Raw genomic sequence first — 25,997 nt, 5'->3', positions numbered from 1 at the left:
AACATCACATGCCAGCAGTATCAGTAGGCGGAACCTCAAGTTCGGCGCCATTGCCCCAGCAGCAGGATGATCGGATCACGCCGGTGGGCACTAGCCTGGCCGCACAGGTGCGTCCTTCCACGACTCCCCTGGTGCCTTATCACTTCGAAGGGAAAGCGAGCGACAAGACCCAGGAAACGCTCAAGACCAGGCAGCATCGCCTGACAGTGATGATCAACAAACTCGGCAAGGAAAACGCTGATAGCAACCCTATCGGCTATGCACGCCAACAGATGGTTCTGGAAGGTACCGCGTTGGACTACGCGCCCAATGCAGGCTATCAGGACATACAAAAGCACCTTGCCGAACTCGGCGGCACGCCTCATCCAATGCTGTCCGGCCGCGAAGAAACCGAAGCATTCGTCAAGGATTTCAACGAGTACCTTGGAAAGAACGAGGCCGATCGGGAAGAAAGCGGCGGTTTCAAAGCAGTCTGGGACAAGCATTGCGAGCGCGTCGGTAACACCCTCGGCGCCTATCACTCGCTGTGCCAGGAAGTGATCGACCAAACCCCGGGAGAAGACGATCGCAAGCTGCTGGAGAGCAGCCATAAAGCCTTCCGGGGTTATGCAAAAGGCGTCACGCAAGCCATGACGCAAGACATGCCCCAGCGGCTGAACACGTTCATGGACACCCGCATCGAGCACGCGCAACAAGCGGCGAGCAACGAGAGCCTGCCCCAGGCCGACCGAGACAAGGCGAACGACGAGTTGAGCCAGTTGCGTGAGGTCCGGGATGAGCTTGGCGAGTTCCTCAAGAAAGAGGACGACAAACCTGGCACCACAAGCGAACTGGCAAAAGCCACGAAGAAGAACGAAGTACTGGACACCGCGCTGAAGAATGTCGGACGCCAGGACTACGTGGCCGAACTCAAGACCCACAGCGGCTTCGTGACGGGCCTGGCCGTATTCGCCGACGCGGGGATCCCCCAGGGCTTCGCGTCTGCCGGGCACTTCGGCGCCAGCACCGCGGCAATCGACGAGGCGATGGCGGATCAGTCCTTCGGAAAACATGTGGCGGCGACATCAACCGTCCTGGGTACCGCCCACAAGGTAATCAGCGACGGTCTGCGCCCGTTTATCCAAGTCGTCGTCGACAAGACCATCGGCCGGGGGCTGGAAAAGGTCGACCCGCTGGCGGTATACCCAAAGGCCTTGCAAGACATCACCGTGAATGGGCGGCGGGTTGCCAACGCCCAACGTGACACCCTCGACGCGACACAGAGCGAAAAACGCGCCGATTTCAAACTGAAACAGAACGCCAACAACTTCGGCACCATGAGCGGCGACTTCACCGGTTACCTCGCCTTCGGCGCGGCCCATGCGGTACGGGACACGATAGACCAGTTCACGTCCGTCAACGCCTCCGGCATCGCGGCACGCAGCCTCGCCTCGGCAGTGGGCGGCACCTTCATGGCCGGGGGCCAGGCGGTGGCCAAATATGCCCAGACCCACGGCGACGAGCAGATCCCCACCTATCGCGTCACGAAGGAAAACCGCGAGTGGAAAGAGCTCCTGCCCAAGGCGTTTGCCGAAGCGACTGGCAAGCTCAACCCGATCAGCATGGCCAATGTCAGCGACTTGACCAACCGAATCGTCGGTGTCGGTCCGGGGATCGCCATGCGCACCGGGGTCGGAGACGCCGCCGCGGTGGGTGAAAATCCTGAAGTCAAAGAAAAAATGGAGCAGATCGTCACGACCTTCTTCTCCTCCGGCCTGACACTGCTCCCATTCTTCGCCAACAGCGTGGCGGCACCGCTGGAAAATAAAGCATTGGGCGATGGCACGGACGACCTGACCAAGCGAGCGCAGGTACCGTGGCAGAACGTTACCAGTCCCAACCGCGACACCCTGCCCCACACCCAGCCGGAAGGCTTGACCCGCAACCTGGAGAACGTCTATCACGTCACCCGAGGCCTGACCCAGGTGGTTCCGCAAAGCACCCTTTCCGCGCTGAACATCACCGCTGACTTTGCCAAGGGCGTGGTAACGAGGCCGAAAAAGGCCGGCGACGGCCTGGAACTGGCAGAGCGCGGCGAAGCGCGACCCCAGGGCGGACCGTCCACCGACGCCACGCCCACCACCCGACCAAGCTGAAAAACCGCCGGGCCATCGCCAGACGGTCCGGCATCCTTCCTGCCACGCTGGCCACAGGCATTCGCCTGTGGCCAGCCCTCGCGACTCACTTCTCTCCACATCAGGAAACCTTGCTGCACATCCGTGGCAAGGAAGCTTGCTCCCACTGGGCCTGTAGGAGCTGCCGAGCGAAGCGAGGCTGCGATCTTTTCACTACCCATTGAATCTGGAGCGAAAGATCAAGATCGCAGGCTTCGCCAGCTCCTACAGGCCAAGCGCCCTCGCCGTGGGCGATTCGGTTGATGGAAAGGAAAATCCCTCCGAGGAACGATGCACCAGGACGCGGTTGCATGTTAAACAGGGAATCAGCAGCAAGATCATGGGACCGCTGCCACTCGAATAAGGATCAACCATGAAACGCACCCTCGTCGCCTTCCTGTCGCTGATCGTCACCGCCGTCATCGTCGCGGGCGGCTACCTCTACAGCAAGCAGCCGACCCGCCAGGGCACAGTGCAGTTGCAGGGCCTGCAAGGCTCGGTGACGGTGCGCTATGACGAGCGTGGCGTGCCGCACATCCGCGCCGAGAACGAAACCGACCTTTACCGCGCCCTGGGTTATGTCCATGCCCAGGACCGGCTGTTCCAGATGGAGATCATGCGTCGCCTCGCCCGGGGCGAACTGGCGGAAATCCTCGGGCCAAAGCTGCTCGACACCGACAAGCTGATGCGCAGCCTGCGCATTCGCGAGCGCGCCGCCCGCTACGTCGCCGAGCAGGATCGACAATCGCCGGCCTGGATCGCGACGCAGGCGTACCTGGACGGCATCAACGCCTATCAGCAAACCCACACGCGGCCGCTGGAGTTCGATGTGCTGGGCATTCCCAAGCGTCCGTTCACCGCCGAAGACACCGCCAGCATCGTCGGCTACATGGCCTACAGCTTTGCCGCCGCCTTTCGCACCGAACCCTTGCTGACCTACGTGCGCGACCAGCTCGGTACCGACTACCTGAACATCTTCGACCTCGACTGGCAGCCCCAGGGCGTGCTGCAGCCGGGTCCGGCAAGCGGCCCGAGCCTGACCGCCCTCGATTGGAAAGACCTCAACGCCCTGGCACGCCTCAGCGAGCAGGCCTTGGCCGACAACGGCCTACCGCAATTCGAAGGCAGCAACGCCTGGGCGGTCTCCGGCAGTCGCACCCACAGCGGCAAGCCCTTGCTGGCCGGCGATCCGCATATCCGCTTTTCCGCGCCGTCGGTGTGGTACGAGGCGCACCTCTCGGCGCCGGGGTTCGAACTCTACGGCCAGTACCAGGCATTGATGCCATTTGCCTCGCTGGGCATGAACAAGGATTTCGGCTGGAGCATCACCATGTTCCAGAACGACGACCTGGACCTGGTCGCCGAGAAGGTCAACCCGGACAACCCCGAGCAGGTCTGGTACCGCGACCAGTGGGTGGACATGACCCGCAGCGAACAGCAGATCGCGGTCAAGGGCCAGGCGCCCGTGACGCTGGTGCTGCGCCAATCGCCCCATGGACCGATCGTCAACGATGCCCTCGGCGCCAACGCCGGCAAGACGCCAATCGCCATGTGGTGGGGGTTCCTGGAAACTCGCAACCCGATCCTCGAAGCGTTCTACCAGCTCAACCGCGCCGACACCTTGGCCAAGGCGCGCGGCGCGGCGGCCAAGATCCACGCGCCCGGCCTGAATGTGGTCTGGGCCAATGCCAAGGGTGATATTGGCTGGTGGGCCGCCGCGCAGTTGCCCAAGCGGCCGGCGGGCGTGAAGCTCGGCTTCATTCTCGATGGCAGTGGCGCCGAGGCGGACAAAGACGGTTTCTACCCGTTCAGCAGCAATCCCCAGGAAGAGAACCCGGCCCGGGGCTACGTCCTCTCGGCAAATTTCCAGCCGGTGGCGCCCAACGGGATCGAGATTCCCGGCTACTACAACCTCGCCGACCGCGGCCAGCAACTCGACCGACAGTTGAGCGAGAAGCAGGCCAAATGGGACCTCCCGACCACCCAGAAACTGCAACTGGGCACCACCACCGCCTACGGTCCGCGCCTGCTTGCGCCCTTGTTGCCGATCCTGCGCGAAGCGGTCAGCGACCCGCAGGAACGCAAGTGGGTGGAGCAACTGGCTGACTGGAAGGGCGACTACCCGCTGGATTCCGTCAGCGCCACGCTGTTCAACCAGTTCCTGTTCGACCTGGCCGACGTTGCCCTGCGCGATGAACTGGGGGACAGCTTCTTCGAAACCGCATTGTCGACCCGCGTGATTGACGCCGCACTCCCCCGCCTGGCCGCCGCCAAGGATTCGCCATGGTGGGACGATCGCTCGACGCTGGGCACCGAAACCCGTGCCGACGTGGTCTTCAAGGCCTGGCACCGAGCCCTGGTACACCTGAGGGCCACCTTGGGAGAGGACGCCACCCAATGGCAGTGGGGCCAGGCTCACACCCTGACCCACGGCCATCCGCTGGGCCAGCAGAAACCGCTGGACCGAATCTTCAACGTCGGCCCATTCGCCGCCCCCGGCACCCATGAAGTGCCGAACAACCTCTCGGCCAGGATCGGTCCGGCGCCCTGGCCAGTGACCTATGGTCCCTCCACCCGGCGCGTCATCGACTTCGCCGACCCGACCCACAGCGTCACCATCAATCCCGTGGGCCAGAGCGGCGTGCCGTTCGACAAGCACTACGAGGACCAGGCCGAGGCCTACATCGAGGGGCTGTATCACCAGGCGCACCTGGCCGAAGAAGAGGTCACGGCCAACACCCGCGGTACCTTGAAGCTGCTACCCGCCAGGGCGGAATAAATCTTTTCGACCACCAGCAGGCCCGATCGCCATGGATGGTCAAGACTACAAGGGCCCAAACCCGTTTATCTCGAAGGAGTCCACGCAATGTTCAATAACTGGTCCGAGCTGCTGCCTACCATCAAGAGCGCCTTTGGCGCCTTGGGCAAAAGCAATCCGAAAATGGTCAAGGCCTACATGGCCCTGGATGAAGCCGCCGCCGAGAACGACGTGCTCGATGCCAAGACCCGCGAGCTGATCTCCATCGCCGTGGCGATCACCACCCGTTGTGACGGCTGCATCGGCGTACACACCGACGCCGCGATCAAGGCCGGCGCAACCCGCGAAGAAATCGCCGCCACCCTGGCGACGGCGGTCTCGCTGAATGCCGGCGCGGCTTATATCTATTCCCTGCGGGCGCTGGAGGCCCATGACGCCTTGAAGAAGTGAGAAGAAAATAACCTGACCAGCGCCTTCGTCGGATCACCGCCCGGAGCAGGCTCGCTCCCGCGGAGGATCCGAACCAGGCCACGAACTTATGGACACCACAAAAACCTGTGGGAGCGAGCCTGCTCCGGGCGGCGATCCGACGAACGCGGACTGACCGTCAACACCTGCGTCGACTGCCACACCGCTATCGCGAGCAAGCTCGCTCCCACACTCCTGGCTCTGTGCCGATCTCAGGCCGAAGCGGTCTCCGCCCGGCGGACTTCCGGTTGTTTCCAGGAATCAGCGGCGCTTTCCTCGATGGCTTGCTGGATCGCCCGCTTGCGGTTTTCCTCGGCGCGGCGGCTGAAGTACCAGACCAGGAACGTCACCAGGGACACCGCCAGCAGGATCAGGCTCGCCACCGCATTGATTTCCGGTTTCACACCCAGGCGTACCGCCGAGAAGACTTCCATCGGCAACGTGGTGGAACCAGGGCCGGAGACGAAGCTGGCCAATACCAGGTCGTCGAGGGACAGCGCGAACGACATCATGCCGCCCGCCGCCAGCGACGGTGCGATCATCGGGATGGTGATCAGGAAGAACACCTTCCACGGCCGCGCCCCGAGGTCCATGGCCGCCTCTTCGATGGACAGGTCCAACTCACGCAAGCGTGCCGACACCACCACCGCCACATAGGCCGCGCAGAACGTCGTGTGGGCGATCCAGATCGTGACGATGCCACGCTCCTGGGGCCAACCGATCATCTGCGCCATGGCCACGAACAGCAGCAGCAACGACAGGCCGGTGATCACTTCCGGCATCACCAATGGCGCGGTGACCAGGCCCCCGAACAGCGTGCGGCCCTTGAAGTGGGTGATACGGGTCAGCACGAAGGCCGCCAGCGTCCCCAGGGCTACCGCAGCAATCGCGGTGTAGCAGGCGATCTCCAGCGAGCGCACCACCGAGCCCATCAGTTGGGTGTTGTCCAGCAGACCGACGTACCACTTGACCGACCAGCCGCCCCACACCGTCACCAGTTTCGAGGCGTTGAACGAGAAGATCACCAGGATCACCATCGGTGCGTAGATGAACAACAGCCCCAGCACCAGCATCAGGCTTGAAAAACTGAAGCGCTTCATTCCTTGCCCTCCATTTCCTTGGCCTGACTGCGGTTGAACAGGATGATGGGCACGATCAGGATCGCCAGCATCACTACCGCCAGGGCGGATGCCACCGGCCAGTCACGGTTGTTGAAGAATTCCTGCCACAGCACTTTACCGATCATCAGCGTTTCCGGGCCGCCCAGCAGCTCCGGAATCACGAACTCGCCCACCACCGGGATGAACACCAGCATGCAGCCGGCCACGATGCCGTTCTTGGACAGCGGCACGGTGATTTTCCAGAAGCTGTTAAAGGTGCTCGAGCCCAGGTCGGACGCGGCTTCCAGCAGGCTTGGGTCGTGTTTGACCAGGTTGGCGTACAACGGCAGGATCATGAACGGCAGGTAGGAATAGACCACACCGATGTAGACCGCCAGGTTGGTGTTGAGAATCTGCAGCGGCTCGCTGATCCAGCCCATGCTCATCAGGAAACCGTTGAGCAAGCCGTTGTTGCTGAGAATGCCCATCCACGCGTAGACGCGGATCAGGATCGCGGTCCAGGTCGGCATCATGATCAGCAGCACCAGCACCGTCTGCATCTCCTTGCGGGCGTTGGCGATGCCGTAGGCCATCGGATAGCCGATCAGCAGGCACAAGGTGGTGCTGATCAGGGCCATTTTCAGCGACCCAAGGTAGGCGGCGATGTACAGCTCGTCCTCGCTCAACATCACGTAGTTGGCGAGATTGAGCAGCACCTGCAGTTTCTGGTCGACGTAGCTGTAGATCTCGGTGTACGGCGGAATCGCCACGTCGGCTTCGGCGAAGCTGATCTTCAAGACGATGAAGAACGGCAGCATGAAGAACAGGAACAACCAGATGAAGGGCACCCCGATGACCATCTGGCGGCCACCGGGCGTTATTCGGGCGAGTCGGCGTTTGAATTTGCGCATGTTCATGAGCGAAGCACCACGCCGCTGTCGTCTTCCCACCAGACGAACACCTGGTCGCCCCAGGTCGGACGTTGGCCACGGCGTTCGGCGTTGGCCACGAAGGACTGCACCAGCTTGCCGCTCGGCAATTCGACGTAGAACACCGAATGACCGCCCAGGTAGGCGATGTCATGGACCTTGCCGCTGGACCAGTTGTGCTCGCAGGTTGGCTGCTCGGAGGTGACCAGCAGTTTTTCCGGGCGAATGGCGTAGGTCACCGACTTGTCCTGCACCGAGGTGCTGATGCCGTGGCCGACGTAGATGCTGCGGTCCAGGTCCTTGCAGGTGAGCACCGCGTGGCCTTCGGCGTCGTCCACCACTTCGGTCTCGAAGATGTTGACGTTACCGATGAATTCGCAGACCAGGCGACTGGTCGGGGTCTCGTAGATGTCGATCGGGCTGCCGATCTGGGCGATCCAGCCCAGGTGCATGATCGCGATGCGCTCGGCCATGGTCATGGCTTCTTCCTGGTCGTGGGTCACCATCACGCAGGTCACGCCGACCCGCTCGATGATTTCCACCAGCTCGAGTTGCATCTGCGAGCGCAGCTTCTTGTCAAGGGCGCCCATCGGCTCATCGAGCAGCAGCAGCTTCGGCCGCTTCGCCAGGGAACGGGCCAGGGCCACGCGCTGACGCTGGCCGCCGGAGAGCTGGTGCGGCTTGCGCTTGGCGTACTGGCTCATCTGCACCAGCTTGAGCATCTCGGCCACGCGGGCATCGATCTCGGCTTTCGGGATCTTGTCCTGTTGCAGGCCGAAGGCGATGTTCTGTGCCACGGTCATGTGCGGGAACAAGGCGTAGGACTGGAACATCATGTTGATCGGCCGCTCATAGGGCGGCATGTCGGTGATGTCCACCCCATCGAGGAAAATCCGTCCCTCGGTGGGCCGCTCGAAACCGGCCAGCATCCGCAGCAAGGTGGACTTGCCCGATCCCGAACCGCCGAGCAAGGCAAAGATCTCGCCTTTCTTGATTTCCAGGGACACGTCGTCCACGGCAATCGTCTCGTCGAACTTCTTCGTGACCCGGTCGATTTTGACCAGCACCTGCTTGGGTGTCTGGTCGCCCTCGAGGGCTTTCTTATAGGCGCCGGAGGCAACTGCCATTTACGAAACTCCCACAAAATTTGCAGCTCGCCCAAGACGGGCGAACCTTCTGAAAGTTAGAGCGTTGAACGCTATTTACCCGACTTGACCTTGGTCCAGCTGCGGGTCATGAGTCGTTGGATCTTGGGCGGCAACTCGGCGTTGACGTAGAGCTTGTCGACGACCGCTTGCGGTGGATAAACCGCTTCGTCAGTGCGTACTTTCTGGTCCATCAGTTCGCCAGCCTTGGGGTTCGGGTTGGCATAACCGACCACGTCGCTGACCTGGGCGATCACCTCAGGCTTGAGCAGGTAGTTGATGAACGCATGAGCCTCCTTGACGTTGGTGGCGTCGCGCGGGATCGCCAGCATGTCGAACCAGAGGTTGCCGCCTTCCTTGGGAATCACATAGGCAATTTCGATGCCCTTGCCGGCTTCGCTGGCACGGGAGCGGGCCTGGAAGATGTCGCCGGAGAACCCGGCGGCCACACAGATCTCGCCATTGGCCAGATCGGAGATGTACTTGGAGGAATTGAAGTAGGTCACGTAAGGCCGGATCTTGAGGAGCTGGGCCTCGGCCTTCTTGTAGTCTTCCGGGTCCTGGCTGTTGGGGTCCAGGCCCAGGTAGTTGAGCATCGCCGGGATCATCTCGTCGCCCGAATCGAGGAACGAAACGCCGCAGCTGGAGAGCTTCTTGATGTTTTCCGGCTCGAACAGCATGGCCCACGAGTCAATCTTGTCGACGCCCAGGACGGCCTTGATTTTCTCGACGTTGTAGCCGATGCCGTTGGTGCCCCACAGGTAAGGCACGGCGTACTGGTTGCCCGGGTCGTTCTTTTCCAGGCGCTTGAGCAGCAGCGGATCGAGGTTGGCGTAGTGGGTCAGCTGGGACTTGTCGAGCTTCTGGAACGCCCCGGCCTTGATCTGCTTGCCCAGGAAATGGTTGGACGGCACGACCACGTCGTAACCGGTACGACCGGCCAGCAACTTGCCTTCCAGGGTTTCGTTGGAATCGAATACGTCATAGACCGGCTTGATCCCGGAGGCTTTCTCGAAGTCCGCCAGCGTGGATTCGCCGATGTAGTCCGACCAGTTATAAATATGCACGGTGGAGGCCGCCTGGACACTGACAGCGAGTGTCAGGCCGGCACCGACCAGCAAGGCGTTGCGCAACAAAGAAAAGACAGGCACGTGGAGGTCCTCTTAAATAGTTGGGCCCAAGTTGCCCCCGTCACCGGGCCAATGAAGTGCCCTGCAACAAAACCGGCGCGCAACTTACCCTCGATAAACCGATCCAGCAAAACTTTTAATTATTTAATCGCTCCCGTTGTCGCCGTCGCGATGACCGTGACAACGGGAGACGGCTTCAAGCCGGCTTATTTACCGGATTTGATCTTGGTCCAGCTGCGGGTCAGCAGCCGCTGGGTCGCAGGCGGCAGGTCGCTGATGGCGTACAGCTTGGCCTTCACTTCGTCCGATGGGTAAATGCTCGGGTCACCGGAGATTTCCTTGTCCACCAGCGGGGTGGCAGCCTTGTTGCCGTTAGGGAAGCGCACGTTGTCGGTGATCTCCGCCATGATTTCCGGCTGCATGATGAAGTTCATCCACTTGTAGGCGGCCTCGACGTTTTCGGCATCCTTGGGAATGGCGACCATGTCATAGAACGAACCGGCACCTTCCTTCGGAATGGTGTAGGCCACTTTCACCTTGCCGCCAGCTTCGGCAGCGCGGCTCTTCGATTGCTCGATATCACCCGAGTAGCCCACGGCCACGCAGATGTTGCCGTTGGCCAGGTCCGAGATGTATTTGGAAGAGTGGAAGTAACCGATCGATGGGCGCAGCTTGAGGAACAGTGCTTCGGCTTCGGCCAGTTGTTTCTTGTCCTGGCTGTCGGTCGGGTAACCGAGGTAATGCAGGGCCACCGGGATCATTTCCGTTGGCGAATCGAGGAAGCTCACGCCGCAGCCCTTGAGCTTGGCGATGTTCTCGGGCTTGAGCAGGGTGTCCCAGGAATCGATCTTGTCGACGCCCAGTGCGGCCTTGACCTTCTCGGGGTTGTAGCCAATGCCGATGGTGCCCCACATGTAAGGGAAGGCGTGCTTGTTGCCCTGGTCGCTGGCATCGCCGACGGCCTTGAGCAGGTCGGTGTCCAGGTTCTTCCAGTTAGGCAGCTTGGACTTGTCCAGTTCCTGGTAGACGCCGGCCTTGATCTGCTTGGCGAGGAAGTTGTTCGACGGCACTACGACGTCATAGCCGGACTTGCCGGCCAGCAACTTGGCTTCCAGCGTCTCGTTGCTGTCGAACACGTCGTAGACGACCTTGATCCCCGTCTCTTTCTCGAACTTGGCGACCGTGTCCGGCGCGATGTAGTCGGACCAGTTATAGACGTGCAGCACTTTATCGTCCGCCTGGACGGCGCCCGCCATCAGGCCCGCCAGGGACATGGCGAGGAGGGTCTTGCCAGCTATCTTCATACCTAATGCCTTCATGGATGATGCTCCGGTTATTCTTTTTAGCCACGTTCAGCGCAACTTGAACAGCAGCGGTAGTCTGGCAAGTTACAGGGCAGGCTTTCAACACAAGCCCAGCCTTTTGTTCATGCTGGGCGAGGGCCGTTCCGGCACCTCGCTCAGAGCCTAGCACTTAGCCCTGCAACGCACTGAGCGTCAGGTCCAGGCATTGCCGCGCCTTGGCCACCAGTTCGTCGATCTCGGCCTTGCTGATCACCAGCGGCGGCGCAATGATCATGGTGTCGCCCACCGCGCGCATGATCAGCCCGTTATCGAAGCAGAACTGCCGGCAGATCATGCCCACGCCCTTGCCTTCGTAGCGTTTGCGCGTGGCCTTGTCCTGGACCAGTTCGATCGCCCCCAACAAACCGACACCGCGCACTTCACCCACCAGCGGATGATCGTTCAGTTCCCGCAGGCGTTGTTGCAAATAGGGTGCCGTTTCGCCGTGGACGCGCTCGATGATCTTTTCTTCACGCAGGATGCGGATGTTTTCCAGGGCCACCGCAGCGGCCACGGGATGACCGGAGTAGGTGAAGCCGTGGTTGAAATCGCCGCCTTCGTTGAGCACCGCGACCACGTCATCGCGCACGATCAGGCCACCCATGGGGATGTAGCCGGAGGTCAGGCCCTTGGCGATGGTCATCATGTGCGGTTTCAACCCGTAGAAGTCGGTACCGAACCACTCACCGGTGCGCCCGAAACCGCAGATCACTTCATCGGCCACGAACAGGATGTCGTACTTGGCGAGGATTTCCTTCATGCGCGGCCAGTAGCTGTCCGGCGGCACGATCACCCCACCCGCGCCCTGGATCGGCTCGGCAATGAACGCACCGACGTTGTCGACGCCGATTTCGAGGATCTTTTCTTCCAATTGGTTGGCGGCCCAGATGCCGAACTCTTCAGGGCTCATGTCGCCGCCTTCGCCGAACCAGTACGGCTGGGCGATGTGGACGATGCCCGGGATCGGCAGGTCGCCCTGCTCGTGCATGTAGGTCATGCCGCCCAGGCTGGCGCCGGCCACGGTCGAGCCGTGATAGCCGTTCTTGCGGCTGATGATGACTTTCTTGTTCGGCTGGCCCTTGATCGCCCAGTAGTGGCGGACCATGCGCAACATGGTGTCGTTGCCTTCCGAGCCGGAGCCGGTGAAGAACACGTGGTTCATGCCTTCCGGGGCGATGTCGGCGATGGCCTTGGACAATTCCAGCACGGGCGGGTGGGCGGTCTGGAAGAACAGGTTGTAGTACGGCAGCTCGCGCATCTGCTGGCTGGCGGCATCCGCCAGCTCATCGCGACCATAGCCGACGGCCACGCACCAGAGGCCGGCCATGCCGTCGAGGATCTTGTTGCCTTCACTGTCCCAGAGGTACACGCCCTTGGCGTGGGTGATGATGCGCGGGCCTTTCTCTTTGAGCTGTTTGAAATCGCTGAAGGGTGCGAGGTGATGGTCGTTGCTCAGGGCCTGCCATTCACGGGTTTGCGGGTTGTTGCGGGTCATGCGAATTCTCCTTTATTCCATTGGGGGCGGGGCCTATGGCAGCCCCGCCCGGCGCATCAGACGGCAAAGAGCAGGAATTCCCGCTCCCACGAGCTGATGACGCGCTTGAAGTTTTCATGCTCGGCCCGCTTGACCGCGACGTAGCCCGTGATGAATTTCTTGCCCAGGTACTTCTCGATGGTGGTGCTGTTTTCCATGCGCTCCAGGGCATCTTCGATGGTCAGCGGCAGGCGCAAGTTGCGGCGCTCGTACCCTCGACCCACCACGGGGGCGCTCGGGTTGATGCCTTCGACCATGCCGATGTAGCCGCACAACAGGCTGGCGGCAATCGCCAGGTACGGGTTGGCGTCGGCGCCTGGCAAGCGGTTTTCCACACGACGATTCTGCGGCCCGGCATCCGGCACTCGCAGGCCCACGGTACGGTTCTCTTCGCCCCATTCCACGTTCACCGGCGCCGAGGTGTCGGGCAGGAAGCGGCGGAACGAATTGACGTTGGGTGCGAACAGCGGCAGCAGCTCGGGGATGAATTTCTGCAGGCCACCGATGTGGTGCAGGAACAGATCGCTCATGGTCCCGTCTTCGTTGGAGAAGACGTTCTTGCCGGTTTCCTTGTCGATGATGCTCTGGTGCAGGTGCATCGCACTGCCCGGCTCGCCGGTCATGGGCTTGGCCATGAACGTGGCGGCCACGTCGTGCTTGAGCGCCGCCTCGCGCATGGTGCGCTTGAACACCAGGATCTGGTCGGCCAGGGACAGCGCATCGCCGTGACGGAAGTTGATTTCCATCTGCGCGGTGCCGTCCTCGTGAATCAGCGTGTCGAGGTCCAGTTCCTGCAATTCGCACCAGTCGTAGACGTCTTCGAACAGCGGGTCGAATTCGTTGGCCGCTTCGATCGAAAACGATTGGCGACCGGTTTCCGGGCGGCCGGAGCGGCCGATCGGCGGTTGCAGCGGAAAGTCCGGGTCGTCGCTGCGCTTGGTCAGGTAGAACTCCATTTCCGGCGCGACAATCGGCTGCCAGCCCTTGTCGGCGTAGAGCTTGAGCACCTTCTTCAATACGTTGCGCGGCGACAGTTCGATGGGGTTGCCTTGCTTGTCGTAGGAATCATGGATCACCTGGGCGGTGGGCTCGATGGCCCAGGGCACCAGGAAGACTGCGTTTTCGTCCGGGCGGCACATCATGTCGATGTCGGCCGGGTCGAGCAGTTCGTAATAGATGTCGTCTTCGACATAGTCGCCCGTTACGGTCTGGAGCAGGACGCTCTCGGGCAGGCGCATGCCTTTTTCGGCAATGAACTTGTTGGTCGGCGAGATCTTGCCCCGGGTGATGCCGGTCAGGTCGCCAATCATGCATTCGACTTCTGTGATCTTGTGGTCTTTCAACCAATCGGTGAGCTGGTCGAGGTTGTTACTCATAAATGCCTCTAGGCGTGAGTTTCCTGGCTGCTATTAGAAGTCAGGCGTTGTTTGACGCATCGGCGTCGCGTTGTGTTGCCCTTGCTCGGCAGGCATCGCCAAATGCCTGGAAAATCGCAAGATAGTACGGATTAGAGCCTACCGCCCATTCCGGGTGCCATTGCACACCTAAAGCAAAAGCCTTGCCTTGTACAACCGAGACGGCCTCGATCAGGCCATCCGGTGCCAGCGCTTCGGCCCGCAGTCCCGGTGCCAGGCGCTCGATGCCCTGGCTGTGAATCGAATTGACGTCGATCTCCGGCGGCAGGCCCAGGCCCGCGAGGACGCCCCCAGGCTGGATATGCACGACGTGGGCGGGGCCGTATTGGATCTCGACCGGTTGGGTGTCGTCTTCACGATGATCGATAAAGGTTCCGACTTCATGAACTTTCTGATGCAGGCTGCCGCCAAAGGCTACGTTCATTTCCTGGAAGCCCCGGCAGATGCCCAGCACCGGGACGCCTGCGTCGACAGCGGCGCGGATCAGCGCAAGGGTGATGGCGTCACGTGCAGGATCATGAGCAGTGCCTGGCGCGCTGGCCGGGCCTTGGTAGTGAAAAGGTTCTACATTGGAAGGAGAGCCGGTAAAGAGAATACCGTCCAGGGCGTCCAGAATATCGGACGGTGCGAACAGATCCGCCAGTGAGGGGATCAGCACTGGCAAGCCCTTGGCGGCTGTTGCGACAGCCCGGGCATATTTGTCGCCAGTGGTGTGATACGCATGCAAACCGATCTGCCTGGAGCAGGTGGTGACGCCGATTAACGGCAGGCGAGACATGAAGCACCCCGGTATTATTGCTGTTATGGGTTTGAATCGAGCTTAGCCTTGTTCATTTTTTTACACAACACCCCCGTAAAAAATACAACACGGCCCGCTCAAGCCTGCGGGCGCCAAGCCCCTCAAAGGGAAAAAAACGCCCCAAATTGCCTCAAAAAAGCCCCACAGGTGCTTTTTTAGGGCAAAAAAGGCCCTGCTTGACTTCGGCATGCCGTTCGGGTTGACTGGCTTTCGAAGAGATCAATGATTGATATTTTTAACAACAAAGGTGTTGCATCATGTCGGTACCCCCGCGTGCCGTTCAGCTTAACGAAGCGAACGCGTTCCTTAAGGAACATCCTGAGGTTCTGTACGTTGACCTTCTGATTGCGGATATGAATGGTGTGGTGCGCGGCAAGCGCATCGAACGCACCAGCCTCCACAAGGTTTACGAGAAAGGCATCAACCTGCCGGCCTCTCTATTTGCCCTGGATATCAATGGCTCGACAGTGGAAAGCACTGGCCTGGGCCTGGACATCGGCGATGCCGACCGCATCTGCTATCCCATCCCCGGCACTCTGAGCAACGAACCCTGGCAGAAGCGCCCGACCGCGCAACTGCTGATGACCATGCATGAACTGGAAGGCGAACCCTTCTTTGCCGACCCGCGTGAAGTCCTGCGCCAGGTCGTGACCAAGTTCGATGAACTGGGCCTGACCATCTGCGCGGCTTTCGAGCTGGAGTTCTACCTGATCGACCAGGAGAACGTGAATGGCCGCCCGCAACCGCCCCGCTCGCCCATCTCCGGCAAACGCCCGCATTCGACACAGGTCTACCTGATCGATGACCTCGACGAATACGTCGATTGCCTCCAGGACATCCTGGAAGGTGCCAAGGAGCAAGGCATTCCCGCCGACGCCATCGTCAAGGAAAGTGCCCCGGCGCAGTTCGAAGTGAACCTGCACCACGTCGCCGACCCGATCAAGGCTTGCGACTACGCGGTCCTGCTCAAGCGGTTGATCAAGAACATCGCCTACGACCATGAAATGGACACCACATTCATGGCCAAGCCGTACCCGGGCCAGGCAGGCAATGGTTTGCACGTCCACATTTCGATCCTGGACAAAGACGGCAAGAATATCTTTGCCAGCGAGGATCCCGAGCAGAACGCCGCACTGCGTCACGCGATCGGCGGTGTGCTCGAGACCCTGCCCGCGCAGATGGCTTTTCTCTGCCCGAACGTCAACTCCTACCGTCGTTTCGGCGCACAGTTCTATGTGCCGAACTCGCCGACCTGGGGCCTGGACAACCGCACCGTCGCCTTGCGCGTGCCGACCGGCTCGGCCGATGCGGTGCGCCTGGAGCACCGCGTTGCCGGCGCCGACGCCAACCCGTACCTGCTGATGGCAGCCGTACTGGCGGGCGTGCACCACGGCCTGGTCAACAAGATCGAGCCCGGCGCGCCGGTCGAAGGCAACAGCTACGAGCAGAACGAGCAAAGCCTGCCGAACAACCTGCGCGATGCCCTGCGCGAGCTGGACGACAGCGAAGTCATGGCCAAGTACATCGATCCGAAATACATCGATATCTTCGTGGCCTGCAAGGAAAGTGAACTGGAAGAGTTCGAACATTCCATCTCCGACCTTGAGTACAACTGGTACCTGCATACCGTGTAAGCGGTTGCTGTAGAGCAAAAACGCCGCAAGCCTCAGGGCCTGCGGCGTTTTTTTTATGCCCTTATCCCCCGTGGCGAGGGCGCTTGCTCCCGCAGGATCTGTAGGAGCTGACGAGCGAAGCGAGGCCGCGATCTTTTCGCCGCCATTGAGTCTGGAAAAAGATCGTCCGAACGCGGCCCGAGGCTTCGCCAGCTCCTACAGACCCCAGCGGGGATAAATCCCCTCGCCACAGGAAATCCTCTCCTCTCACCCCTGAGGTATGGACCATCCGCCCGCTCTGCGTACAATGCCCGCCAGTCCCGCAGGAGACGTCCATGACGCGCATCGCCCCCCCTCGCAAACCCCGCGCACGCAGCCAGGCCCGGATCGACTCGATCCTCGATGCCGCCCGTACGTTGCTTGCCGCCGAAGGCGTGGCCAGCCTGTCGATCTACAGCGTCGCCGAACGCGCCGGGATCCCGCCCTCCTCCGTCTATCATTTTTTTGCCAGCGTCCCGGCCCTGCTCGAAGCCTTGACCGCCGATGTCCACGCGGCCTTTCGCGCCTGCCTGCAAGCACCGATCGACCATGGCGCGCTGAGCCACTGGCACGACCTGTCGCGACTCGTGGAGCAACGCATGCTGGTGATCTACAGCGAGGACGCCGCCGCCCGGCAATTGATCCTGGCCCAGCACGGCCTGACCGAAGTCACCCAGGCCGACCGCCAGCACGACCTGGAATTGGGCGAGCTGATGCACACGGTCTTCGCCCGTCATTTCCAGCTGCCGGCGCTGCCCACTGACGTCGACGTGTTCGCCCTGGCCATGGAACTGGGCGACCGTGTCTACGCCCGCTCGGTCCAACAACACGGCGAGATCACCCCGCGCATGGCCGAGGAAGGCATGCGGGTGTTCGATGCATACCTGGGGTTGTATCTGCCACCGTATTTGCCCAAGCGCGAAGCCGCCTGACGCGCCGCTCAGCTTTTCATGCGGTGGGCACCGATAGCGGCAACGGCCAACTCCAACTCGACGCTGTCCAACAGGCGTGCGTAATGCTCCTTGAGCTCAGCTTCCCAACTGATCACCTCGTCGAGGACTAGGGCCGCCTGCGCAGGCGTCAGGGCGAAATGCACACTGTGACTGAGGAGGTTTTCTCGCGTGATGATTCGCCCGTGGCGACCGACCGCCATCGAGAGATAAGGCGGCGATGACCCGTCCAGCCCGGGCACCACGTCATACATCGGTGCCAGTCGCCAGCAGCTCTTGAGCCAGAGGACGGCGTGGTTTTTCGGATGGTCATCGTCATTGCCCACCAAAGCGTTGAAGCACATGCGCTTGAACAGCTCGTGCAGATCCTCGTCCGGAACCCCACGGCGCTTCATTTCGTTGGCGAGCCCGGCATAGACCCAGGCGCTTCGATCATTGGAGCGCCAATCGGCATCCAGCAACGTCAACGCGCTCAGCATCGGTATCCGGCGACCCGCCTCGGCCAGCGAAAACCGGTCGAATCGTTTTATCAGCAGCGTTGACGGGGTACCGGCATAAAGCGCTGTCTGCGCAACGCGAAACCCTTTGAGCGCGGCGAACGTCATGCAGGCATGTTCCAACGCAGGAATATCGCAGGTGTCATAACGGTCACGAGGCTTGGCAAGAACCAACACGCCCCCATCCCGCAATGTGCGCTTGGGCCTGGCACCGCCCAGAGAGGAACGTTGCTTGCGCAGTTGCAGAGTCCTGATGGCCTCCTCATCCAGTTGGTTATCGAAGATGGCTTCGGTAGCGTCGATAAAAGCCGCCAGACCTTTCAGGGTTGGCAACGCTTCCTGGCCGATGCCCGGGGATGGATGCCGAGTCGCTCCGGCCATCAAGTTACCCGCGCGATCATTGTTCGGCGATCTGAGTAGATAATCGACGGGCCCCAGGTCCTTTCGGTGAAGGTCGCGCAAGACCCGCTCACCCCACCCATCGGGCATCGCATCGTTGATAAAACCTGGTACACCTCGATGGGTGGTAATGCCCGTAAAGGGTTGCGGGCGCAGCGGGTAGCGAATGGGATCAGGTACCCATTTATGACCCGCCACGTACTCGGGATCGTAGACAAATTCACCCCGTTCGCCCTCGATGCTCAATCGCCCTAATGTGAAGACCTCGCCCGTCTCGGGATCTTCCACATAAATATAGGCGCGGGCCATCAGAAGTCCCCCTTGGCGCTGGCCAGTCGCACGCGAGCGTTGCGTGATGCCTGAGCCGAAGTAACCGACAACGCCTCGATGTGTTGACGGCTCTGGAAGACTTCCTGGGTCAATCCTAACTGCCATAAAACCAGCATGAAGGACCGCAGCTCCACGGAAGGATCGCCCGCTTCGATCTTGCGCACCGTTCGCTCGGAAATAGCCAATGATGCGGCGAGATCTTTTTGTCGCTGCCGATTTCCCAAGCGCCTGCTTTTGACCAACGAGCCAATCGCCTGAAGGTTATCGGCGCAATCGATAGGAAAAAAATTATTCATAAGAGGCGCCCTGAGGCCGTTAAAAACCAATAAGAGGCACTATAGCACCCCTTAATACGCCAAGCGCCCGATAGATTCGCAATTAACAATCCTTATAAAGCGCTTTATAACAAATAAAGCGCATTTAAAATCCCTTTAAAGCCTCCTAAAAGCACAAAAAAAGCCCCGAAGGGCTCACGCCATCCGGGGCTGCGGGTGAAACACCGCTCACAACTTGGCGATAGACACCTCCGTTGATTTGACGAAGGCAATCACTTCGCTGCCGATCGCCAGTTCCAGCTCCTTGACCGAGCGGGTGGTAATGACCGAGGTGACGATGCCAGAAGCCGTCTGCACGTCGATTTCCGACAGCACGTCGCCTTCGACGATTTCCTTGATGGTGCCTTTGAACTGGTTGCGTACGTTGATGGCTTTGATAGTCATACGATTTCTCCTGGGGTCGAAATGAGCTGCAAGCTTCGAGCTACAAGCTGCAAGTAAAAGCACCGCGCTTCTTCTTGCGGCTGGTAGCTTGCCGCTTGAAGCTGCTTCATTGCGCCCAACGCAACTGCGTGGGCAAGGGTGAAACGGGTTCGGGTTCCGGCGGTTGGCCGGGCAAGGACAGCACGCGGTTGAGGACTTCGGTTTCCAGGCTCGCCAGGCGATGCGAGCCACGAGCACGGGGACGTGGCAGGTCGATGGCGAGGTCAAGGCCGACCTGGCCGTCTTCGATCAGGATCACCCGGTCGGCAATCGCCACCGCTTCGCTGACGTCGTGGGTCACCAGCAGCACGGTGAAGCCGTGCTGCTGCCACAGGCGCTCGATCAGTTGCTGCATCTCGATCCGGGTCAGGGCGTCCAGCGCTCCCAAGGGTTCGTCGAGCAGCAGCAGGCGTGGCTGGTGGATCAGCGCCCGAGCCAGGGCCACCCGCTGCTTCTGGCCGCCGGACAACGCCGCCGGCCATTCATGGGCGCGATCCGCCAGGCCCACCGCATCGAGCGCCTGCAAGGCTTGCGGCCGCCAGTTGCCCTTGAGACCAAGGCCGACGTTGTCGATGATCTTCTTCCAAGGCAATAAACGCGCGTCCTGGAACATCAACCGCGTGTCCTGTTGCGCCGCACTCAACGGTGCCGAACCCGCCAGCAGTTGGCCGTCCGTGGGTTGGTCGAGGCCGGCCAACAAGCGCAGCAAGGTGCTTTTACCGCAGCCACTGCGTCCCACTACCGCGACGAACTGCCCAGCCGGGATATGCAGGTCGATGTCACGTAATACCTGCCGTGAGCCAAACGTTTTTTGCAGGTTGCGCACCGCCAGCGGAATGCCCCGCAGCAGGCGTGGAGGTTGTTGGGCGGTCATGCGGCACCTCCCTTATTTACTTGGTAGGCCGGATGCCAGCGCAGCCAGACCCGTTCGAGGCCGCGGGCGGCGAGGTCGGCCAATTTGCCGAGCACGGCGTACAGAAGAATCGCCAGCACCACCACGTCGGTTTGCAGGAACTCCCGGGCATTCATCGCCAGATAACCGATGCCGGAACTGGCCGAGATGGTTTCCGCCACGATCAGCGTCAGCCACATGAAACCCAGGGCAAAGCGCACGCCCACCAGGATCGAAGGCAAGGCACCCGGCAGGATCACCTGGCGAAACAGGCTGAAACCGGACAAGCCGTAGCTGCGAGACATTTCCACCAGCGCCGGGTCGACGTTGCGAATGCCGTGATAGGTATTGAGGTAGATGGGGAACAGCGTGCCCAGCGCCACCAGGAAAATCTTTGCCGACTCGTCGATGCCGAACCACAGGATCACCAACGGAATCAGCGCCAGGTGCGGCACGTTCCGCACCATCTGCACCGAGCTGTCCAACAACCGCTCGCCCCACTTCGACAAGCCCGTGATAAAGCCCAGCACCAGCCCGATACCACCACCAATGAGGAAGCCCACCGCCGCGCGCCAACCGCTGATTGCCAGATGCGTCCAGATTTCACCGCTGCGCACCAGGCTCACGCCAGCCTCGATCACCGCGACCGGTGCCGGCAGGATCCGCGTGGACAGCCAGCCGGCCGATACCGACAATTGCCACACCGCCAGCAACAGCAGCGGCACCGCCCACGGCGCCAGGTTGTGGATAACTTTTTTCATGGCCGCCTCAGCTCTGGGACGCGGCTTTGGGCAGGATGTCGTTGGCGACCATCTCACCGAACGGACTCACGTAACCCTGGCTTTTCGGCAGTTCCGGGCGTTCCACATCCAGGTGCGGGAACAACAGCTCCGCCACCCGATAGGACTCTTCCAGGTGTGGATAACCCGAGAAGATGAACGTGTCGATGCCCAGGTCGGCGTACTCCTTGACCCGCGCGGCCACGGTCGGGCCATCGCCCACCAGCGCCGTACCGGCACCGCCACGCACCAGGCCGACCCCGGCCCACAGGTTGGGGCTGACTTCCAACTTGTCGCGGCGACCGCCGTGCAACGCGGCCATGCGTTGCTGGCCCACCGAATCGAAACGTGCCAGGGACGCCTGGGCGCGGGCGATGGTTTCGTCGTCCAGGTGGGAGATCAAGCGGTCGGCCGCTTGCCAGGCTTCGGCGTTGGTTTCCCGCACGATCACATGCAGGCGAATGCCGAAGCGCACGGTTCGCCCAAGCTTCGCAGCCTTGATTCGGACCTGCTCGATTTTCTGCGCGACGGCTGCGGGCGGCTCGCCCCAGGTCAGCACCATTTCCACCTGCTCGGCGGCCAGGTCCTGTGCCGCTTCCGACGAGCCACCAAAATACAGCGGCGGGCGCGGTTGCTGGATCGGTGGATAGAGCAGCTTGGCGCCCTTCACACTGATGTGCTCGCCGTCGTAATCCACGGTTTCACCCTCCAGCACCCGTCGCCAGATGCGGGTGAACTCCACCGAGGCCTGGTAGCGCTGTTCGTGATCGAGGAACAGTCCATCGCCGGCCAGTTCGTCCGGGTCGCCGCCGGTCACCAGGTTGAACAGCGCGCGCCCGCCGGACAACCGATCCAGCGTCGCCGCCTGACGCGCCGCCACCGTCGGGGAAATGATCCCGGGGCGCAGGGCAACCAGGAATTTCAGGCGTTGGGTCACCGGTATCAGCGAAGCGGCCACCAGCCACGAGTCTTCGCAGGAGCGCCCGGTGGGAATCAATACGCCGCCGAAACCCAGCCGATCCGCCGCTTGGGCGATTTGCTGCAGGTAACCATGATCGACGGCGCGGGCGCCTTCGGCGGTGCCAAGGTAATGGCCGTCGCCGTGGGTAGGCAGGAACCAGAAAATGTTGAGGCTCATGGAGTGGTCTCCTAAGGGATCGAATTACTGCGCGTTCGCAACGGCCGCCGGCGGCGTCCAGATCACGTCCTTGATGCTCAAGGGCTTTGGAATCAACTTGAGTTGGTAGAAGCTGTCGGCGATTTTCTGCTGGGCCGCGACGACCTCCGGCGTGAGGAACAACGCGCCGTAGCCTTGGCGCTTCACCGACGTCAGGGTGATATCCGCCGGCAGCCCGAGCAGCGGCGAGACCTGCTGGGTCACGTCTTCAGGATTGGCCTTGGACCACTCCCCCACCGCCCGCACTTCCTCCACCAGGGCCGTGATCACCTGGGGATTTTTCTGCGCATAGGGTTGGGTCGCGAGGTAGAACTGATGGTTATCGACGATGCCTTTGCCGTCACGCAGGGTGCGTGCCTGCAATTGCTGTTCAGCCGCGGCCTGGTACGGATCCCAGATGACCCAGGCATCCACGCTGCCCCGTTCGAACGCCGCACGGGCATCGGCCGGTGGCAGGAAAACCGTCTGGATGTCTGAATATTTGAGGCCGGCGTCTTCCAGCGCCCGCACCAGCAGATAGTGGACGTTGGAGCCTTTGTTCAGCGCGACTTTCTTGCCCTTGAGGTCCTGCACCGACTGGATGGCCGAGCCTTTCGGCACGAGGATCGCCTCGCTGGTGGGCGCCGGGGGTTCGTAGGCGACATAGAGCAGGTCGGCGCCTGCGGCCTGGGCAAACACCGGAGGGGTTTCGCCGGTCACGCCAAAATCGATGGAGCCGACGTTCAAGCCTTCAAGCAATTGCGGGCCGCCGGGGAACTCCGTCCATTGCACGTCCACGCCTTGGGCCGCGAGGCGTTTTTCCAACGAACCCTTGGCCTTGAGCAGCACCAGGGTGCCGTACTTCTGGTAACCGATCCGCAAGGTCTCGGCTTGAGCCTGGGTGATGGCGCCGAAGGACACAGCCGCAGCAAACAGAGCGACCAGCCCGCGACGCAAAATGACAGTGCGCATGGCGCCTCTCCTTTTTGCTGTGGGGTTTTGGCTGCACCTGCTTGGCCGTTGACGGCTGAGTAAGGTGAGTTGAATCAGTGGTGTTCGGGGTCAAATGCTCCAGCGAGCACTCAATAAACGTTCGTTCAATACATGGGGGTCCAGCGGCCTCGGCCGACGGGCCATGGCGCTGTGAAACTGTTCAAGCGCTTCGTCCAGGCGCTGCTGCAAGGCCGGCGTCAATTGCGCTTGGGCGCTGCCTTCGCCGTAAGCGATCTGGCTGTCTTCGGCGAAAATCCCATGGAGCATTTCCTGGGCCTTGAGCGCCGACAGCACCGGCTTCAGGGCGTAGTCCACCGCCAACATGTGGGCGATGCTGCCGCCTGTCGCCATGGGCAACACCACCTTGTGGGCCAGGGCCCGCTCCGGCAGCAGATCAAGCACGGTCTTCAACGCACCGGAAAAAGACGCCTTGTAGACCGGCGTGGCGATCAGCAGCCCGTCCGCGTTTTCGATCTGCGCGAGCAAGTCCACCACCTTGGGACTGTCGAAGCGGGCATGGAGCAGATCCTCGGCGGGGAAATCACGCACCTGATAACTCACCACTTCCACACCGTGTTGCTGCAACCAACGTTGCGAGCGCTCCAACAGCACTCCAGAACGGGAGCGCTGGCTGGGACTGCCGCCGAGCGAGACAACCAACATGCCAACCATTCCTTAAAGTCTCTTGCGATTCGCAGTGGGCGATCTCGCGGTATGGAGCCAACCATAACAGCGCGGTTATATATCTTTAAATCATATTTATTCATTTAGTTATTCGATACAGAGATATGCATCCTGCTTTCCCCTGCGCAATAAAAGGCCGTCGAAACGGCCAAACCCTTTGGTACACAGAAATATCAACCTTGTGGGAGCGAGCTTGCTCGCGATGGCGTCGGACCTGCCAGCGTCAGTGACGATTGACACACCGCTTTCGCGAGCAAGCTCGCTCCCACAGGTTCCGGTCACCTCAGTTTTTGCATCAGCGGTTGGGCTGCGGCGTGAGGCGCAGGTACGGCTTCACTGCGCGGTAGCCCTTGGGAAAGCGCTGCTTGAGTTCTTCTTCATCCTTGAGCGACGGCACGATCACCACTTCATCACCGTCCTGCCAGTTGGCGGGCGTGGCAACTTTATAGTTGTCGGTCAGTTGCAACGAGTCGATCACTCGAAGGATTTCGTTGAAGTTGCGCCCGGTGCTGGCCGGGTAGGTGATGGTCAGGCGAATCTTCTTGTTCGGGTCGATCACGAACAATGAGCGCACGGTCAAGGTGTCGCTGGCGTTGGGATGGATCAGGTCGTACAGGTCGGACACCTTGCGGTCGGCATCGGCCAGGATCGGAAAATTGACCACGGCGTTCTGGGTTTCGTTGATGTCTTCGATCCATTTGTGGTGCGAGTCCACCGGGTCCACCGACAGGGCGATGGCCTTGACGCCGCGCTTGGCGAATTCATCCTTGAGCTTGGCGGTGAGACCCAGCTCGGTGGTGCACACCGGGGTGAAATCCGCCGGATGGGAGAACAGCACGCCCCAGCTGTCGCCGAGCCATTCGTGGAAGCGAATCTTGCCGGCGCTGGAATCCTGTTCGAAATCGGGGGCGATGTCGCCGAGTCTGAGGCTCATGATGGGGCTCCTTGGATGGTTTTTTGAGCCCAAACTGTGCACCGCTTTTCGTTGCTTTAAAAAGAATGAATACCCATTTATCTAGATCATTAGGAAATATAAAAAACTGTTCACTAGCGCCGTAACGCATACCGGCCCAAGATCATTCCCGAGGTTTCGAGAAGGCCTCGAGTTGCTGAAAAGAGGAGAAGGTTCGGGAAAGGCTACAGGGGTGGGCCGGACCCGAAACGCAAAAGCCCCGCCCGGCGTGATGCCGGGCGGGGCTTTTTTTGTTTTGGAGCTACATTACGGAAATTATTGACGCGATTTTGAGACGAGCGGCTAGGATAGGCAGCATGAACGCTCAAGCCTTGTTGACTCATTTGCAAAATCATCTGCCTGACCTATTGGCGGTTTACCTGTTCGGAAGCCACGCCCAGGGGACCGCCGGGCCTGACAGTGATGTCGATTTGGCTGTGCTGTTGTCAGGCACGGTGGACCCGGTGTCGTTGTGGCAACTTTCAGGCGATTTGGCGGACATCGCGGGCAGTCCGGTGGATCTGATTGATCTACGGGCGGCAACCACCGTCATGCAGTACCAGATCGTGACCCGAGGCCGAAGACTCTGGGCCAAAGATGTACAGGCAGGGTTGTTCGAGTGTTTCGTCCTCAGCGAAAAGACCGCTCTAGATGAGGCTCGCGCAGGATTGCTCAACGACATCCAGGAACAAGGCAGCGTGTATGGCCGATGACGTACTGATCAACAAGGCAGCGAGTATCGAGCGTTGCGTCGCCAGGGTGCGAGAAGAATATGAGAAGGACCCCGCTACCTTTGCTACAGATTTCACTCGCCAGGATTCGGCCGTCCTGAACATCCAGCGTGCCTGCGAAGCGGCGCTGGATATGGGGCAGCACCTGATTCGCCGTGAGCGATTGGGTGTCCCGCAAAGTGCCCGCGATACATTCGAGTTGCTTTTTCAAGGCGGCTGGATCGAAGAAGGCCTGGTGAAAAACCTGAAGAACATGGTGGGGTTCAGGAACATCGCGGTGCATGACGACCAGGCCCTTCAACTGCCGATCATGGTCGCGATCATCACTGGGCATCTGGATGATTTTCTGGCGTTCAGTGCGTTTATCCTGCGCAAGGACGCAGCGGAGCCAAAGGGATAAGGGCGAGATCCATCCGACATACCCGAAACGCAAAAGCCCCGCCCGGCGTG

24 protein-coding genes are annotated in these 25,997 nt (G+C 60.9%); 7 read left to right on the top strand and 17 right to left on the bottom strand.

Annotated features, from left to right (window positions below; translation table 11 throughout):
- The first annotated feature begins 8 nt into the window (after positions 1-8).
- The 3 genes from M8Q45_RS26390 to M8Q45_RS26380 all read left to right on the top strand — a co-directional run bounded on the left by M8Q45_RS26390 (position 9) and on the right by M8Q45_RS26380 (position 5,361).
- Positions 9-2,135 carry a type III effector gene (locus M8Q45_RS26390; protein WP_249876994.1) on the top strand — a complete coding sequence of 709 codons (2,127 nt, stop codon included), beginning with the start codon at positions 9-11 and terminating at the stop codon, positions 2,133-2,135.
- Between the two features lie 391 nt (positions 2,136-2,526).
- Positions 2,527-4,932 carry a penicillin acylase family protein gene (locus M8Q45_RS26385; RefSeq protein WP_249876993.1) on the top strand — a complete coding sequence of 802 codons (2,406 nt, stop codon included), beginning with the start codon at positions 2,527-2,529 and terminating at the stop codon, positions 4,930-4,932.
- Positions 4,933-5,019: 87 nt separating this feature from the next.
- Entirely contained in the window at positions 5,020-5,361 is a 342-nt protein-coding gene (locus M8Q45_RS26380; protein WP_003206631.1) for a carboxymuconolactone decarboxylase family protein, read from the top strand.
- Positions 5,362-5,591: 230 nt separating this feature from the next.
- Here M8Q45_RS26380 and M8Q45_RS26375 read toward each other — a convergent pair whose 3' ends face one another.
- The 8 genes from M8Q45_RS26375 to M8Q45_RS26340 all read right to left on the bottom strand — a co-directional run bounded on the left by M8Q45_RS26375 (position 5,592) and on the right by M8Q45_RS26340 (position 14,753).
- A complete protein-coding gene (locus M8Q45_RS26375; protein ID WP_198797491.1) occupies positions 5,592-6,479 on the bottom strand; it encodes an ABC transporter permease subunit in 888 nt (295 codons plus the stop codon).
- On the bottom strand, positions 6,476-7,396 hold the full coding sequence (locus tag M8Q45_RS26370; protein ID WP_030138092.1) for an ABC transporter permease subunit: 921 nt from the start codon (positions 7,394-7,396) through the stop codon (positions 6,476-6,478). The genes M8Q45_RS26375 and M8Q45_RS26370 overlap by 4 nt, the downstream gene beginning before the upstream one ends.
- The gene (locus M8Q45_RS26365) at positions 7,393-8,535 is read right to left on the bottom strand and encodes an ABC transporter ATP-binding protein (protein ID WP_030138093.1); all 1,143 of its coding nucleotides are present in this window, start codon (positions 8,533-8,535) and stop codon (positions 7,393-7,395) included. Before M8Q45_RS26365 ends, M8Q45_RS26370 begins: the two co-directional genes overlap by 4 nt.
- A gap of 71 nt (positions 8,536-8,606) precedes the next feature.
- Positions 8,607-9,704 (bottom strand): polyamine ABC transporter substrate-binding protein, encoded by a 1,098-nt coding sequence (locus M8Q45_RS26360; protein WP_249876992.1) that lies wholly within the window; start codon positions 9,702-9,704, stop codon positions 8,607-8,609.
- Between the two features lie 185 nt (positions 9,705-9,889).
- Positions 9,890-11,002, bottom strand: coding sequence for a polyamine ABC transporter substrate-binding protein (locus tag M8Q45_RS26355; RefSeq protein ID WP_249876991.1), 1,113 nt, complete (start codon positions 11,000-11,002; stop codon positions 9,890-9,892).
- A gap of 154 nt (positions 11,003-11,156) precedes the next feature.
- A complete protein-coding gene (locus M8Q45_RS26350) occupies positions 11,157-12,521 on the bottom strand; it encodes an aspartate aminotransferase family protein (RefSeq protein WP_198797493.1) in 1,365 nt (454 codons plus the stop codon).
- Positions 12,522-12,577: 56 nt separating this feature from the next.
- Positions 12,578-13,936: a glutamine synthetase family protein gene (locus M8Q45_RS26345; protein ID WP_030138097.1), complete on the bottom strand. Its 1,359-nt coding sequence runs from the start codon at positions 13,934-13,936 to the stop codon at positions 12,578-12,580.
- Between the two features lie 40 nt (positions 13,937-13,976).
- Positions 13,977-14,753: a gamma-glutamyl-gamma-aminobutyrate hydrolase family protein gene (locus M8Q45_RS26340; protein WP_249876990.1), complete on the bottom strand. Its 777-nt coding sequence runs from the start codon at positions 14,751-14,753 to the stop codon at positions 13,977-13,979.
- 278 nt (positions 14,754-15,031) lie between these two features.
- Here M8Q45_RS26340 and M8Q45_RS26335 point away from each other — a divergent pair, with 278 nt between their 5' ends.
- Positions 15,032-16,408: a glutamine synthetase family protein gene (locus tag M8Q45_RS26335; protein ID WP_024780479.1), complete on the top strand. Its 1,377-nt coding sequence runs from the start codon at positions 15,032-15,034 to the stop codon at positions 16,406-16,408.
- A 314-nt stretch (positions 16,409-16,722) separates the two neighbouring features.
- Positions 16,723-17,358 (top strand): TetR/AcrR family transcriptional regulator, encoded by a 636-nt coding sequence (locus M8Q45_RS26330; protein ID WP_249876989.1) that lies wholly within the window; start codon positions 16,723-16,725, stop codon positions 17,356-17,358.
- Between the two features lie 8 nt (positions 17,359-17,366).
- Here the strand turns inward: M8Q45_RS26330 and M8Q45_RS26325 are convergent, their stop codons facing one another.
- The 9 genes from M8Q45_RS26325 to M8Q45_RS26285 form a co-directional block, all read right to left on the bottom strand.
- Positions 17,367-18,581, bottom strand: coding sequence for a type II toxin-antitoxin system HipA family toxin (locus tag M8Q45_RS26325; protein WP_249876988.1), 1,215 nt, complete (start codon positions 18,579-18,581; stop codon positions 17,367-17,369).
- Positions 18,581-18,898 carry a helix-turn-helix domain-containing protein gene (locus M8Q45_RS26320; protein WP_249876987.1) on the bottom strand — a complete coding sequence of 106 codons (318 nt, stop codon included), beginning with the start codon at positions 18,896-18,898 and terminating at the stop codon, positions 18,581-18,583. Before M8Q45_RS26320 ends, M8Q45_RS26325 begins: the two co-directional genes overlap by 1 nt.
- A 207-nt stretch (positions 18,899-19,105) precedes the next feature.
- Positions 19,106-19,321, bottom strand: a complete 216-nt coding sequence (locus tag M8Q45_RS26315; protein ID WP_003177394.1) for a TOBE domain-containing protein — start codon at positions 19,319-19,321, stop codon at positions 19,106-19,108.
- Between the two features lie 106 nt (positions 19,322-19,427).
- Positions 19,428-20,234, bottom strand: coding sequence for an aliphatic sulfonates ABC transporter ATP-binding protein (gene ssuB, locus M8Q45_RS26310; RefSeq protein ID WP_030138101.1), 807 nt, complete (start codon positions 20,232-20,234; stop codon positions 19,428-19,430).
- Positions 20,231-21,013 (bottom strand): aliphatic sulfonate ABC transporter permease SsuC, encoded by a 783-nt coding sequence (ssuC, locus tag M8Q45_RS26305; protein ID WP_249876986.1) that lies wholly within the window; start codon positions 21,011-21,013, stop codon positions 20,231-20,233. The genes ssuB and ssuC overlap by 4 nt, the downstream gene beginning before the upstream one ends.
- A gap of 7 nt (positions 21,014-21,020) precedes the next feature.
- A complete protein-coding gene (ssuD, locus tag M8Q45_RS26300; protein WP_249876985.1) occupies positions 21,021-22,169 on the bottom strand; it encodes an FMNH2-dependent alkanesulfonate monooxygenase in 1,149 nt (382 codons plus the stop codon).
- 24 nt (positions 22,170-22,193) lie between these two features.
- Entirely contained in the window at positions 22,194-23,159 is a 966-nt protein-coding gene (locus tag M8Q45_RS26295; RefSeq protein ID WP_249876984.1) for a sulfonate ABC transporter substrate-binding protein, read from the bottom strand.
- A gap of 90 nt (positions 23,160-23,249) precedes the next feature.
- A complete protein-coding gene (ssuE, locus tag M8Q45_RS26290) occupies positions 23,250-23,843 on the bottom strand; it encodes an NADPH-dependent FMN reductase (protein WP_030138105.1) in 594 nt (197 codons plus the stop codon).
- Between the two features lie 316 nt (positions 23,844-24,159).
- Positions 24,160-24,798: a peroxiredoxin gene (locus M8Q45_RS26285; RefSeq protein ID WP_003206652.1), complete on the bottom strand. Its 639-nt coding sequence runs from the start codon at positions 24,796-24,798 to the stop codon at positions 24,160-24,162.
- Between the two features lie 335 nt (positions 24,799-25,133).
- On the opposite strand from M8Q45_RS26285, the gene mntA reads away from it, so the two are divergent.
- Both mntA and hepT read left to right on the top strand, forming a co-directional pair.
- Positions 25,134-25,529: a type VII toxin-antitoxin system MntA family adenylyltransferase antitoxin gene (mntA, locus tag M8Q45_RS26280; RefSeq protein WP_249876983.1), complete on the top strand. Its 396-nt coding sequence runs from the start codon at positions 25,134-25,136 to the stop codon at positions 25,527-25,529.
- On the top strand, positions 25,519-25,947 hold the full coding sequence (hepT, locus tag M8Q45_RS26275; protein WP_249876982.1) for a type VII toxin-antitoxin system HepT family RNase toxin: 429 nt from the start codon (positions 25,519-25,521) through the stop codon (positions 25,945-25,947). The genes mntA and hepT overlap by 11 nt, the downstream gene beginning before the upstream one ends.
- Positions 25,948-25,997: the final 50 nt, after the last annotated feature.

Origin of the sequence: Pseudomonas sp. T1.Ur, assembly GCF_023516725.1 — a bacterium.
GTDB classification, from domain to species: domain Bacteria; phylum Pseudomonadota; class Gammaproteobacteria; order Pseudomonadales; family Pseudomonadaceae; genus Aquipseudomonas; species Aquipseudomonas alvandae.
This window is presented reverse-complemented; position numbering and strand designations above follow the sequence as displayed.

What these genes read in the sequence shown, in the direction of transcription:
- ssuB (WP_030138101.1), bottom strand. Translation starts at nt 20,234, where the DNA reads ATGACCGCCCAACAACCTCCACGCCTGCTGCGGGGCATTCCGCTGGCG.
- M8Q45_RS26385 (WP_249876993.1), top strand. Translation starts at nt 2,527, where the DNA reads ATGAAACGCACCCTCGTCGCCTTCCTGTCGCTGATCGTCACCGCCGTC.
- ssuC (WP_249876986.1), bottom strand. Translation starts at nt 21,013, where the DNA reads ATGAAAAAAGTTATCCACAACCTGGCGCCGTGGGCGGTGCCGCTGCTG.
- M8Q45_RS26335 (WP_024780479.1), top strand. Translation starts at nt 15,032, where the DNA reads ATGTCGGTACCCCCGCGTGCCGTTCAGCTTAACGAAGCGAACGCGTTC.
- mntA (WP_249876983.1), top strand. Translation starts at nt 25,134, where the DNA reads ATGAACGCTCAAGCCTTGTTGACTCATTTGCAAAATCATCTGCCTGAC.
- M8Q45_RS26350 (WP_198797493.1), bottom strand. Translation starts at nt 12,521, where the DNA reads ATGACCCGCAACAACCCGCAAACCCGTGAATGGCAGGCCCTGAGCAAC.
- M8Q45_RS26315 (WP_003177394.1), bottom strand. Translation starts at nt 19,321, where the DNA reads ATGACTATCAAAGCCATCAACGTACGCAACCAGTTCAAAGGCACCATC.
- ssuE (WP_030138105.1), bottom strand. Translation starts at nt 23,843, where the DNA reads ATGTTGGTTGTCTCGCTCGGCGGCAGTCCCAGCCAGCGCTCCCGTTCT.
- hepT (WP_249876982.1), top strand. Translation starts at nt 25,519, where the DNA reads ATGGCCGATGACGTACTGATCAACAAGGCAGCGAGTATCGAGCGTTGC.
- M8Q45_RS26340 (WP_249876990.1), bottom strand. Translation starts at nt 14,753, where the DNA reads ATGTCTCGCCTGCCGTTAATCGGCGTCACCACCTGCTCCAGGCAGATC.
- M8Q45_RS26325 (WP_249876988.1), bottom strand. Translation starts at nt 18,581, where the DNA reads ATGGCCCGCGCCTATATTTATGTGGAAGATCCCGAGACGGGCGAGGTC.
- M8Q45_RS26375 (WP_198797491.1), bottom strand. Translation starts at nt 6,479, where the DNA reads ATGAAGCGCTTCAGTTTTTCAAGCCTGATGCTGGTGCTGGGGCTGTTG.
- M8Q45_RS26370 (WP_030138092.1), bottom strand. Translation starts at nt 7,396, where the DNA reads ATGAACATGCGCAAATTCAAACGCCGACTCGCCCGAATAACGCCCGGT.
- M8Q45_RS26365 (WP_030138093.1), bottom strand. Translation starts at nt 8,535, where the DNA reads ATGGCAGTTGCCTCCGGCGCCTATAAGAAAGCCCTCGAGGGCGACCAG.
- M8Q45_RS26345 (WP_030138097.1), bottom strand. Translation starts at nt 13,936, where the DNA reads ATGAGTAACAACCTCGACCAGCTCACCGATTGGTTGAAAGACCACAAG.
- M8Q45_RS26390 (WP_249876994.1), top strand. Translation starts at nt 9, where the DNA reads ATGCCAGCAGTATCAGTAGGCGGAACCTCAAGTTCGGCGCCATTGCCC.
- M8Q45_RS26295 (WP_249876984.1), bottom strand. Translation starts at nt 23,159, where the DNA reads ATGCGCACTGTCATTTTGCGTCGCGGGCTGGTCGCTCTGTTTGCTGCG.
- M8Q45_RS26380 (WP_003206631.1), top strand. Translation starts at nt 5,020, where the DNA reads ATGTTCAATAACTGGTCCGAGCTGCTGCCTACCATCAAGAGCGCCTTT.
- M8Q45_RS26330 (WP_249876989.1), top strand. Translation starts at nt 16,723, where the DNA reads ATGACGCGCATCGCCCCCCCTCGCAAACCCCGCGCACGCAGCCAGGCC.
- M8Q45_RS26320 (WP_249876987.1), bottom strand. Translation starts at nt 18,898, where the DNA reads ATGAATAATTTTTTTCCTATCGATTGCGCCGATAACCTTCAGGCGATT.
- ssuD (WP_249876985.1), bottom strand. Translation starts at nt 22,169, where the DNA reads ATGAGCCTCAACATTTTCTGGTTCCTGCCTACCCACGGCGACGGCCAT.
- M8Q45_RS26355 (WP_249876991.1), bottom strand. Translation starts at nt 11,002, where the DNA reads ATGAAGGCATTAGGTATGAAGATAGCTGGCAAGACCCTCCTCGCCATG.
- M8Q45_RS26285 (WP_003206652.1), bottom strand. Translation starts at nt 24,798, where the DNA reads ATGAGCCTCAGACTCGGCGACATCGCCCCCGATTTCGAACAGGATTCC.